Genomic DNA, 12,298 nt, shown 5'->3' on the forward strand with positions numbered 1-12,298 from the left:
CATTACTGAATGAAACCCTCATTACAACTCAAGCTAGGACAGCAGTTAGCCATGACGCCACAATTGCAACAAGCGATTCGCTTATTGCAGTTGTCGACCTTGGATCTTCAACAAGAAATTCAGGAAGCATTAGACTCCAACCCACTACTCGAAGTGGAAGAGGCCAATGACGAGGTAAACGTTGAAGAAAAAAACCGTACTGAGGAAAAAGAGAGCCGCAATGAGGCGTCAGACTCGGATTCTGCAGAACCTGAATTTTCCGAGATCGAGACCCAAGACAGCTCCGAAATGATTGAAAAGTCGGAGATCAGTAATGAGCTTGAAATCGATACTACATGGGATGATGTCTACAGCGCCAACACCGGCAGCACCGGGTTAGCCGTTGATGATGACATGCCGGTTTATCAAGGTGAAACCACCCAATCTCTCCAAGATTACTTGGTGTGGCAACTGGATCTGACCCCGTTTACCGACACTGATCGCACCATAGCACTCGCGCTCATTGATGCCATTGATGACTACGGCTACCTTACCGTTTCACCGCAAGATATTCTCGACAGCTTCGACAATGAAGAGATCGAAATCGAAGAGATTGAAGCGGTGCGTAAACGCATCCAGCAATTTGACCCACTCGGCGTCGGCTCTGTGAACTTGCAAGATTGCTTGCTGCTGCAACTGGCGACCTTCCCTGAAGAGACCCCCTGGCTTGCGGAAGCGAAAAAGGTGCTGACCGATCATATTGATCAATTAGGTAACCGCGACTACAAACTGATCATTAAAGAGACTAAACTCAAAGAAGCTGAGCTCAAAGAGACCTTAGCACTGATTCAACAGTTAGATCCTCGCCCTGGTAGCCGGATCGCTGAAGATCACGCCGAGTACGTTATCCCGGATGTATCGGTGTACAAAGATCATGGCAAATGGGTAGTGACCATCAACCCCGACTCTGTACCACGCTTGAAAGTGAACCAACAGTACGCGGCGCTCGGTAAAGGCAATAGTGCCGATAGCCAGTACATTCGCACCAATTTGCAAGAGGCGAAATGGCTGATCAAAAGCTTAGAAAGTAGAAATGAGACGCTACTCAAAGTTGCAAAATGTATTGTTGAACATCAACACGATTTCTTTGAGTATGGCGAAGAAGCCATGAAGCCGATGGTATTGAACGACGTCGCATTAGCGGTTGATATGCACGAGTCCACCATCTCACGGGTTACCACACAAAAGTATATGCATACCCCTCGTGGCATTTTTGAGTTGAAATATTTCTTCTCTAGCCATGTCAGTACCGACAATGGCGGAGAGTGCTCATCCACTGCAATCCGAGCACTCATTAAGAAACTGGTCGCTGCCGAAAACAGCGCCAAACCTCTTAGTGACAGTAAGATTGCAGCACTACTCGCTGACCAAGGAATTCAGGTCGCAAGGCGGACAATAGCTAAGTACCGTGAATCTCTAGGGATCGCCCCGTCGAGTCAGCGTAAACGCCTGCTATAAGGCCAACAACCGAGAAGGAAAGTCTATGCAAATTAATATTACCGGTCATCACGTCGAGCTCACCGATGCAATGCAAGACTACGTAAACGAAAAGTTTCAAAAGCTAGAGCGGTTCTTCGATCACATCAACAACGTCCATGTGGTACTTCGAGTTGAAAAAGTCCGTCAGATCGCTGAAGCTACCCTTCACGTAAACCAAGGCGACATTCACGCCTCTTCAGACGAAGAAAACATGTACGCGGCGATCGATTCGTTGGTCGATAAACTCGTGCGTCAATTGAACAAGCACAAAGAAAAGCTAAATACCCACTAAGTCCATAACCATGCAACTACGCGAAATCCTTACACTGGACTGCACGAAAAGTGCAGTTCAGTGCACCAGCAAAAAACGAGCCCTTGAAATGATCAGTGAAATTGTGGCTGATAAAACAGGCCAAAGTTCCACTGAATTATTCGAATGTATGCTCAGCCGCGAAAAAATGGGCAGTACTGGCATAGGAAATGGAATTGCCATTCCCCATGCCCGTATGCAATCGAGCGACAAAGCGATTGCCGTTCTACTGCAATGCGAATCGCCGGTCGAATTTGATTCCATCGACAATCGCCCTGTCGATCTGATGTTTGCGCTTCTGGTCCCTGACGAGCAATGCAAAGAGCATTTGAAAACCCTCTCGAGTATGGCAGAACGCCTCAACGACAAACAGGTCCTCAAACAGCTGCGCAAAGCTCAGTCTGATCAAGAACTTTACGACATCATGGTAAATCAGTAATGCGCTTAATTGTGGTCAGCGGTCAATCGGGTGCCGGGAAAAGCGTGGCACTGCGTGTCTTAGAAGACCTCGGATACTATTGCGTCGACAATCTACCGGTAGATCTGTTGGATGTGTTTATCCAGAGAGTGCAAACCAGCAAACAGAGCGTTGCGGTCAGTATTGATATCCGCAACCTACCCTCAGAGCCGACACTACTGGAAGACATCCTGACCAAACTTAAGCAATCGTCGGATGCCAGCGTGTTGTTTCTCGATGCCAACAAAGAAACGTTACTCAAACGCTACAGTGAAACGCGCCGCATTCACCCGCTGACATTAACCCAGCACAACACCTCCCTTGAGCAAGCGATCGAAAAAGAGAAATGCCTCCTCGCCCCGCTCAAAGAGCAAGCCGACTTGATCATCGACAGCAGCAGCCAATCATTGCATGAACTGAGCGAAACCGTACGCATGCGCGTGGAAGGCCGTGAACGCAAAGATTTGGTGATGGTGTTTCAGTCATTTGGTTTTAAATATGGCCTGCCTTCTGATGCCGACTACGTGTTCGATGTGCGCTTTTTACCTAACCCCCATTGGGATCCGTCGCTACGACCGTTGACTGGCCTTGATACGCCAATCAAATCGTTTTTAGAGCAGCATCAAGAGGTGCTGGAGTTAAAACGACAAATCCAAGGATTTATTGAGCAGTGGTTGCCACTGCTTGAAAAAAATAATCGCAGCTACCTCACCGTAGCCATAGGTTGCACCGGCGGGAAGCATCGTTCGGTCTACCTCACTCAGCAGATTGGCGAGTACTTTGCCCAGTTGGGCCATCAGGTCCAAATTCGTCATACCTCTCTAGAGAAACATCACAAGGAATAGCCGTATGCAGCAAGAGAGCAGAACCGTCCTCATTCAAAATCGACTTGGCCTTCATGCTCGTGCTGCCGTCAAATTGGTCGAGCTTGCTCAATCCTTCGATGCCGTGCTCACCATCCAAAACCCTGAAGGCAAAGAAGCCACCGCAGACAGTGTGATGGGTCTACTGATGCTTGAGTCCGCTCAAGGTGAACACGTGACGATCAGCGCAGAAGGCAGCGATGCCTCACCCGCCTTAGAAGCGGTCTGCTCGCTGATCGAAGACAAGTTCGACGAAGAGGAATAACACCGACTCGGCCCTCACTCGCACACGCTACCTTTTAATTCCCCCCTTAGAACGCCACTCGCCTTCCATTCATCACGTGGGCGCACTTTTCTCCTCGGCAAAGTCGTATCATGAGGTTACTTAACGTAAGATTTAAGTTACTATTCAAACCATTGTGAACCATTAGAGTCAGGGGGAATCCATGGCCGAGCAAATTGAATTCGATCAAGCTCACCAAGCCCTGCAAGAAGTATCTGAAGCGCTCGAAAACGGCCGCTTCGTCCATGTCCGTCGCCAATTGCAGGACATGGAACCCGAAGATATCGCCCATCTCCTCGAAGCCTCACCTCGTAAAAGCCGTGAAGTCCTTTGGCAACTCACCGATCCAGAAGATTACGGTGAAATCCTCGACGAGCTAAACGAAGACGTCAAAGACGACTTGGTGTCCAAAATGGCACCAGAAAAGCTCGCCGAAGCCACCGAAGGGATGGACACCGACGATGTCGCTTACGTACTGCGAAGCCTACCGGATGATCTCTCTAGAGAAGTTCTGTCACAAATGGATTCGACAGAGCGTCTGCGCATTGAAACCGCGCTCTCTTACCCAGAGGACTCAGCCGGTGGTCTAATGAATACCGACGTCATCACCATTCGTGGTGATGTCGATGTGGATGTCGTGCTGCGTTATCTGCGCATGAAAGGCGAGCTGCCTGAAGCGACCGATGCCTTGTATGTCATTGATGAAGAGAACCACCTTATTGGTGAACTGCCCATTACCACGCTCATTACGACTCAGCCCGACATCAAAGTTGCCGAAGTGATGGAAGATGCGGATGAGGCTATCGAAGTGACCATGAGTGACTCCGACGTCGCCAGCTTGTTTGAGCGCCGTAATTGGGTCTCAGCGCCGGTTATCGATGAGAGCAAACATCTGGTTGGGCGTATTACCATCGATGATGTGGTCGATGTCATCCGAGAAGATGCCGAGCACTCCATGATGAGCATGGCCGGTATGGATGACGACGAAGATACCTTTGCGCCCGTGGTCAAATCAGCCCGTAAACGCAGCATTTGGCTTGGGGCCAACGTGTTGGCGGCGCTTGCAGCGGCCTCAGTCTCGAACATGTTTGAAGCCACTCTCGAGCAGATGGCCGCTATTGCCGTCTTGATGACCATAGTGCCTTCGATGGGCGGCGTGGCAGGCAACCAGACGGTCGCGCTCGTCATCCGTGGCTTGGCATTGGGCCATATCGGTGATGCCAACAAACGTGAACTATTAATGAAAGAAGCCGCCATCGGTCTGCTTAACGGCATTTTGTGGGCATTGATCATCGGCGGGATCGTCATTGCTTGGAAAGGCGACTGGATGCTTGGAGGCATAATCTCTGCCGCCATGCTCACCAACTTATTTGTTGCCGGTGTGGCTGGCGTGATGATTCCTGTGCTGCTGAAAAAAATGAACATCGACCCTGCATTGGCAGGCGGCATGGCGCTCACTACCGTCACCGACGTCATCGGTCTGTCGGTCTTTTTAGGCTTAGCGACGCTGTTTGTTTAACTCAGCCGCCACCAGATATTCAACATATATTCAACATATATTCAACAGATATTTCAAAAAGACAAAGCGCGACCCAAGGGCCGCGCTTTTTGTTAGTGACACTCAGCGCAAGCGCTAAGAGAGTAGATTACCCATTGATATTGGGACCAAGCCACTTCTCCGCTTCCAACATGTCCCAACCTTTGCGCTGTGCATAGCTCTCCACCTGATCTTGCTGGATTTGAGCAACGGCAAAGTAGCGCGAGTCAGGGTGAGAGAAGTACCAACCTGAGACAGAAGCGCCAGGGAACATCGCATAGCTCGACGTCAGCGTCATGCCTATGGTGTTTTCAACGTCCATCAGCTCCCAAATTGCGCCCTTCTCTGTGTGCTCAGGACACGCAGGATAGCCCGGTGCAGGACGAATGCCTTGATATTTCTCGCGAATCAACTCCTCGTTGGATAAGTTCTCATCGGCCGCGTAGCCCCAGATCTCTTTGCGCACCCGCTCATGCAAGTACTCGGCGAACGCTTCGGCCAAACGGTCTGCCACCGCCTGAATCATAATGGCATTGTAATCATCCCCTTGCGCTTTGTATTCATCGGCCAACTCACGCTCATTGATGCCCCCTGTCACCGCAAACGCGCCAATCCAATCCGCTTTACCGGATGATTTCGGTGCGATGTAATCCGACAAACAGTAGTTGTAACCTTTAGGTTTTTCCGTCTGTTGACGTAAGTTGTGCAACACTTTAGCCACCTCGGTACGCGACTCATCGGTGTACACTTCAATGTCATCGCCAACGCTGGCCGCAGGGAACAAAGCACACATGCCGCGGGCTTGCATCAAGCCCTCTTTTTCAACGCGATCCAACAGAGCGTTGGCATCTTCGAACAAGCGTTTCGCCTCTTCACCGACCTCTTCATGATCAAAGATTGCTGGGTATTTACCGACCAAGGACCACGTCATAAAGAATGGCGTCCAATCGATGTATTGGCGCAGCGTTGCAATATCAAAATCATCAAACACATGCACACCGGGTTTCAAAGGAACCGGCGGCGTGTAGCTTTGCCAATCAATTGCCACTTTATTGCTTTGCGCCTGCTCTAAGCTTACCGGCTTAGTGCGGGGTTTCTTACGGTTATGTTGATCGCGCACCACGTCATAGTCCGCTTGCAGCTTTTCAACAAACGCCGGCTTTAACGTCTCAGACAACAGTGAGGAACAGACCCCGACCGCTCGTGAGGCATTATTCACATACACCACAGGTTGTGAGTAATTTTGCTCAATTTTCACTGCGGTATGCGCTTTCGATGTGGTCGCGCCGCCAATCAAGAGTGGCAAATCGAAGTTGAGGCGCTCCATCTCTTTGGCGACATGCACCATTTCGTCCAACGATGGGGTGATCAAGCCAGACAAACCAATGATGTCCACCTTCTCTTCTTTCGCGACTTTTAGGATTTGCTCGCACGGCACCATCACACCTAAGTCGATGATTTCGTAGTTATTACACTGCAGCACCACACCAACGATGTTTTTACCTATGTCGTGAACATCGCCTTTTACGGTCGCCAGCAGAATCTTACCGTTGGTCGAGCCTGCTTGTTTCTCTGCATTAATGTACGGCTCTAGGTGAGCCACGGCTTGCTTCATCACACGCGCGGATTTCACCACTTGAGGAAGGAACATTTTCCCTTCACCAAACAGGTCTCCAACCACGTTCATGCCATCCATCAGTGGCCCTTCGATGACCTCGAGAGGCTTGCTCGCATTGACTCGCGCCTCTTCTGTATCGTCAACAATAAACTCGGTGATGCCTTTCACTAGCGCATGTTCTAAACGCTTTTCAACAGGCCATGTGCGCCATTCCAGTGCTGAGGCATCCTCTTCTTTGCCGACCCCTTTTTCGGCGTATTCGCCGGCAATATCCAATAAGCGCTCGGTAGCATCAAAGCGGCGGTTAAGCACCACATCCTCTACCGCTTCACGCAGCTTGTCTGGGACGTTGTCGTAAATTTCTAACTGACCGGCGTTGACGATGCCCATGTCCATGCCGTTCTTGAAACAGTGGTAGAGGAACACCGCATGAATCGCTTCGCGTACATAGTTATTACCGCGAAACGAGAACGATACGTTGGACACGCCACCTGAAATCATCGCATACGGCAGATCGCGTTTGATGTCTGCTACGGCCTCAATGAAATCAACAGCGTAGTTGTTGTGCTCTTCAATACCGGTGGCCACCGCGAAGATATTCGGGTCAAAAATGATGTCTTCCGGCGGGAAGCCCACTTCGTCAACCAAAATACGATACGCGTTCGTACAGATTTGGAGTTTGCGTTCACGTGTCTCCGCCTGACCCACTTCATCAAACGCCATCACAATCACAGCGGCGCCGTAGCGTCGGATCAGCTTGGCCTGCTCAATGAATTTCTCTTTGCCTTCTTTGAGCGAGATCGAGTTAACGATGCCTTTGCCTTGGATGCATTTCAGACCCGCTTCAATCACCTCCCACTTCGACGAGTCAACCATAATCGGCACGCGGGAGATTTCAGGCTCAGAGGCGCACAAGTTAAGGAAGCGTACCATGCAGGCCTGCGCATCAAGCATGCCTTCATCCATATTGATATCGATGATTTGCGCGCCGTTTTCCACTTGCTGACGGGCCACTTCCAACGCTTCATCATACTGCTCTTCTTTAATAAGACGCTTGAATCGTGCCGAGCCCGTGACGTTAGTTCGCTCGCCGACGTTAATAAATAGCGTCTCTTTCTCAATAGTGAGCGGCTCTAACCCTGACAAACGGCACGCGACAGGGAGCTCTGGCAGAGCGCGCGGCGCTACACCATCGACCACACGAGCCATTTCACGAATATGCTCTGGCGTGGTACCACAACAGCCACCAATTAAGTTAAGAAAGCCGCTTTTCGCCCACTCCTCAACATGTTGTGCCATCTCTTGTGGCGACAAGTCATACTCACCAAACGCATTCGGCAAACCGGCGTTTGGGTGCGCCGAGACAAAAGACTCCGAAATACGCGAGAGTTCATCGACGTATGGACGCAGTTCATCAGGGCCAAGTGCGCAGTTCAAGCCAAACGATAACGGTCTAACGTGACGCAGTGAGTTGTAAAAAGCTTCGGTAGTCTGGCCAGAGAGCGTACGTCCAGAGGCATCGGTAATTGTCCCTGAAATCATCACAGGCAGGCTAATGCCGAGCTCTTCAAATACGCAGTCAACGGCAAACGCACACGCTTTGGCGTTGAGGGTGTCAAAAATGGTTTCGATAAGAATCAGATCGCTGCCGCCTTTGATTAGGGCGCGCGTTGACTCAGAGTACGCCTCGACCAACTGATCAAAACTGACATTGCGATAACCTGGGTCGTTCACATCAGGAGAGATGGAACAGGTGCGGTTGGTTGGGCCCAACACGCCCGCGACATAGCGAGGTTTGTCCGGCGTTTTTGCCGTCCATTCATCGGCCGCCTCACGTGCAAGTTGGGCCGCTGCGAAGTTAATCTCTTCGCTTAAACTCTGCATGTCGTAGTCGGCCATCGCAATCGTGGTGGCATTAAAGGTATTGGTTTCGAGAATATCCGCACCGGCTTCTAAATAGGCGCTGTGGATCTCTTTGATCAATGCAGGCTGAGTCAACACCAACAGATCGTTGTTCCCTTTTAAATCACAATGCCAATCGGCGAAACGCGTACCACGATAATCTTGCTCTTCGAGCTTGTAATCTTGGATCATGGTGCCCATGCCACCATCGATCAAAAGTATCCGTTGTTGCAATTGCGCTTCGATTTGCTGCCTTACATTACTTCCCACAGTACTGCCTCATTCCTTTCGTTATTTCCCCATCCTATCACAGTTCAAAAAGGAGTCTAGACGTCTAAACGGTAAAAATACGTCTCACACCACGGGTAAAAATCATTTGCTATTTGAACAAGTCAGTAACAAAATTCTTGTTCATAATTTGTTACACACTGGAACACTCATGTCAGTCTACTCCACACTCTGCTTTTTATCGGCTGCGGCAATGCTGATTGCCTTTGTAAACAGCAAGATAGGTAAAATGCAGACCACCATCGCCATCACTGCGGGCTCTATGGTGCTGTCGTTACTCATTTTGGTTGCAGGCCAAAATGATTGGTTCCAACTGACAGAAATTGCGTCAAAGACGGTCGCCAGCATCAACTTCGAAGATTTTTTGTTGAAGGGGATTCTCGGCTTTCTCCTCTTTGCTGGCGGATTGGGCATCAAACTGCCCAACCTTAAAGATCAAAAATGGGAGATCACTGTCTTAGCCTTGGGCGCCACGCTGTTTTCGACGTTCTTCATCGGATTTGGTCTTTATGGTTTTTGCCAATGGCTGCACATTCCGTTTGATCTGGTGTACTGCTTACTCTTCGGGGCACTGATCTCTCCGACGGACCCGATTGCCGTGTTAGCGATCGTCAAAAAGCTCGATGCCCCCAAACGTATCTCAACCCAAATTGAGGGAGAGTCCCTTTTTAACGACGGCTTTGGCTTGGTCATTTTCGTCACTCTTTACACTATCGCTTTTGGTCACGACACGCCGACACTGGGCAGCGTCACCTTGCTGTTCGCACAAGAAGCGGTAGGTGGCATTGTGTATGGCTTTGCCCTAGGGCTCTTGTTCCACTACCTGATCAGCGCGACCGATGATCACTCTATGGAGCTGCTGCTGACCATCGGCATTCCCACCGCAGGTTATGCCTTTGCCGAGATTTTGCATGTGTCGGGCCCGTTAGCAATGGTGGTCTCAGGAATCATGATCGGTAACTGGACGCGCTTTATCGGCTTTTCAAAAGAGAGTGAAGATCACCTCGACCATTTCTGGGAGCTGATCGATGAATTCCTTAACGGCGTCTTGTTCCTTTTGATCGGTATGTCGATGTTGCTGTTTGAATTCCATCAAGAAGACTGGATCATGATGGCGGTCGCCGTTCCTTTGGTCTTGCTTTCGCGTTATCTAAGCGTGTTTTTCTCTTACGTAGGGTTTAAGCGCTATCGCACCTACAACCCTTGGTCAGTCAAAATCCTTACCTGGGGCGGCCTAAGAGGTGGATTAGCGCTGGCCATGGCACTCTCCATTCCCTCTGGCATTTGGGTCATTCAAGATAAGCTCATTGACGTTAAAGAGATCATCCTGGTTATGACTTACTCTGTGGTGGTGTTTTCCATCTTAGTGCAAGGCTCTACCATTACCCCAATGGTAGAGAAAGCCAAACGGGCAGAGAAACAGGCCTAGTGTCCGCAGCAATGTGCATAGATGCCAGCAAAATACGCTGGCATTTTTCTACCTGTATCGGATAAATGACATCCGATTGCAGCTATCGCCAAGCAAAATGTCTACTATGACTCTTCGATAGGCGCCCCCATCTTTGGCTACGTTATGGACAACCTCTCTTTAGACATTCGCACACTTAACTTCACGGTTATCGTCTTCTCCTTTATCTATTCTTCGGGCTTGTTCTTTTATCAAACCTCGCAGAAACAAGTTCAAGGATTGAACCGACTGGCCGCTGGCATCTTTATGATTGGCTTAGGGCCGATGTTTTTAGGTTTTCGAGGAAACGCGCCAGAGTGGCTGACCATAGTGCTCGCCAATACCCTCATCATGCTGGGTTTTCTTTTTACCGTGAAAGGCATCTGCGCGATTCGCGCCTATCACAGTAAAGGAGTGCAATGGCTAGAGGGGGCATTGCTGCTAGCAGGTCTACTGTTTGTTTTCTTTACCTATGTAATGCCATCCATCAACGTCCGTATCCTTATCTTAAGCGCCTACCTCAGCGCCTGCTGTTTTTTCGCGGCTTGGGCACTGCTTAAGGGCGAGAAGGACGATGCCAAGTTTCCACTTCTCATGATGGTGATCCCATTTGCCAGCTATGGCAGTTTTATGGTGTTTCGCCTCGTCTATACCGCGCTCGGGCCTACGATTAGCAGTTATATGAGTTCTGGACTGATTCATGCCCTGACCTACCTATTCTGCATCATATTAATGGTTGCCATTAGCCTGAGCATGCTATGGCTCATCAATGCAAGATTGCTCGACTCCATCCATCAGTTGTCACAAAAGGATCCACTGACAGGACTCTATAACCGACGAGCGATGGACTTGTTACTGCCTTCTCTAGTTCGTCAATCGAAAGAGGAACATCTGCCCCTTAGCGTGATAATGACCGATATCGATAACTTCAAACAGATTAACGATGAGCTAGGGCATCTGGTGGGAGACAAAACCATTGAGAAAGTCGCCAAGCTTATGCAGCACGCTCTTCCAGACTCGGTTTTGGCAATACGTTTTGGCGGTGATGAGTTTATGATACTGTTACCCAAGCACACAGCGGAAGAAGCGATTCAACAAGCAGAACTATTGAGGCAAAAGGTGGCGCTGAATCCTATCGTCAGTAGTGTTCATCTCGATTGCACCATGAGCTTTGGCGTCGCAGAACTCAAACGCAGTGACTCGGTGGATGACCTACTCTCCAATGCCGATGTTGCCCTCTATGAAGCTAAAAATGGTGGACGAAACCAAGTGGTTGTTGCGCATTGATGTAGACCTCAACTATTTGTTGAGAAAGCTGGAACGGCGCCATATCAACTAGAGACTTCAGCTACTGGGAACGCTGAGTTAACGACCGTTTGTATTGCTTTGATGCAGAATATCCTGCTTTTCTGCCTGTAGTGGTGTAGCTTGATACAGTTGCTAGGTGCGTGGAGGAAGTCTATGGTCCGGCAGTCCGGTCCGCGAAAAAGTGCCCAGTACTTTCGGGAGGGTTAAACGTAAAAAAGCCCCAGTCTTTCGACTAAGGCTTAGTATAAGTGGCGGAGTGGACGGGACTCGATGGTCCAGCATTCCGGCCCGCGAAAAAGTGCCCAGTACTTCCAGGAGCGTTAAACGTAAAAAAGCCTCAGTCTTTCGACTAAGGCTTAGTATAAGTGGCGGAGTGGATAGGACTCGATGGTCCGGCATTCCGGCCCGCGAAAAGTGCACAGCACTTTCGGGAGCGTTAAACGTAAAAAAGCCCAGTCTTTCGACTGGGCTTTCTATTAAGTGGCGGAGTGGACGGGACTCGAACCCGCGACCCCCGGCGTGACAGGCCGGTATTCTAACCAACTGAACTACCACTCCGCAGTGGTCTATTTAAAGTCTTATCTCAATCGTGCTTCAAATAGATAATGTTCAAAGCCTGGCGATGTCCTACTCTCACATGGGGAAGCCCCACACTACCATCGGCGCTAATTCGTTTCACTTCTGAGTTCGGCATGGAATCAGGTGGGTCCAAATCGCTATGGTCGCCAAGCAAAATTTGTTTAAGTTTCTAGAAGTGAGTGCCTAGA

General features: G+C 49.7%; 9 protein-coding genes, 1 tRNA gene and 1 rRNA gene. 8 read left to right on the plus strand and 3 right to left on the minus strand.

What is annotated here, in order from left to right; all coding sequences use genetic code 11:
• Nucleotides 1–9: 9 nt before the first annotated feature.
• From AC6R0L_RS12825 to mgtE, 6 genes are all read left to right on the plus strand, one after another.
• On the plus strand, nt 10–1,497 hold the full coding sequence (locus tag AC6R0L_RS12825) for an RNA polymerase factor sigma-54 (RefSeq protein WP_500629349.1): 1,488 nt from the start codon (nt 10–12) through the stop codon (nt 1,495–1,497).
• 25 nt (nt 1,498–1,522) lie between these two features.
• Entirely contained in the window at nt 1,523–1,810 is a 288-nt protein-coding gene (hpf, locus tag AC6R0L_RS12830) for a ribosome hibernation promoting factor (protein WP_334553461.1), read from the plus strand.
• A gap of 10 nt (nt 1,811–1,820) precedes the next feature.
• Complete coding sequence (gene ptsN / locus AC6R0L_RS12835) at nt 1,821–2,267, plus strand: PTS IIA-like nitrogen regulatory protein PtsN (RefSeq protein WP_334553460.1); 447 nt, start codon at nt 1,821–1,823, stop codon at nt 2,265–2,267.
• Nucleotides 2,267–3,130 carry an RNase adapter RapZ gene (rapZ, locus tag AC6R0L_RS12840; RefSeq protein ID WP_500627839.1) on the plus strand — a complete coding sequence of 288 codons (864 nt, stop codon included), beginning with the start codon at nt 2,267–2,269 and terminating at the stop codon, nt 3,128–3,130. Before ptsN ends, rapZ begins: the two co-directional genes overlap by 1 nt.
• Nucleotides 3,131–3,134: 4 nt before the next feature.
• Nucleotides 3,135–3,413: an HPr family phosphocarrier protein gene (locus tag AC6R0L_RS12845; RefSeq protein WP_334553456.1), complete on the plus strand. Its 279-nt coding sequence runs from the start codon at nt 3,135–3,137 to the stop codon at nt 3,411–3,413.
• Nucleotides 3,414–3,594: 181 nt separating this feature from the next.
• The gene (gene mgtE, locus AC6R0L_RS12850) at nt 3,595–4,950 is read left to right on the plus strand and encodes a magnesium transporter (protein WP_500629350.1); all 1,356 of its coding nucleotides are present in this window, start codon (nt 3,595–3,597) and stop codon (nt 4,948–4,950) included.
• Between the two features lie 127 nt (nt 4,951–5,077).
• On the opposite strand, the gene metH is transcribed toward mgtE, so the two are convergent.
• Nucleotides 5,078–8,758 carry a methionine synthase gene (gene metH, locus AC6R0L_RS12855; protein ID WP_500629351.1) on the minus strand — a complete coding sequence of 1,227 codons (3,681 nt, stop codon included), beginning with the start codon at nt 8,756–8,758 and terminating at the stop codon, nt 5,078–5,080.
• A gap of 169 nt (nt 8,759–8,927) precedes the next feature.
• Between metH and AC6R0L_RS12860 the strand changes: the two genes are divergently transcribed.
• Together AC6R0L_RS12860 and AC6R0L_RS12865 are read left to right on the plus strand one after the other, a co-directional pair.
• On the plus strand, nt 8,928–10,205 hold the full coding sequence (locus AC6R0L_RS12860; RefSeq protein ID WP_500629352.1) for a cation:proton antiporter: 1,278 nt from the start codon (nt 8,928–8,930) through the stop codon (nt 10,203–10,205).
• A 144-nt stretch (nt 10,206–10,349) separates the two neighbouring features.
• The gene (locus tag AC6R0L_RS12865; protein ID WP_500629353.1) at nt 10,350–11,510 is read left to right on the plus strand and encodes a GGDEF domain-containing protein; all 1,161 of its coding nucleotides are present in this window, start codon (nt 10,350–10,352) and stop codon (nt 11,508–11,510) included.
• A gap of 502 nt (nt 11,511–12,012) precedes the next feature.
• Here AC6R0L_RS12865 and AC6R0L_RS12870 read toward each other — a convergent pair.
• Together AC6R0L_RS12870 and rrf are read right to left on the minus strand one after the other, a co-directional pair.
• Nucleotides 12,013–12,089 (minus strand) — tRNA-Asp (locus AC6R0L_RS12870).
• Between the two features lie 56 nt (nt 12,090–12,145).
• Nucleotides 12,146–12,261, minus strand: a 5S ribosomal RNA gene (gene rrf / locus AC6R0L_RS12875).
• Between the last annotated feature and the right edge of the window lie 37 nt (nt 12,262–12,298).

Source organism: Vibrio sp. R15-SG3-ISO1A, assembly GCF_059833955.1.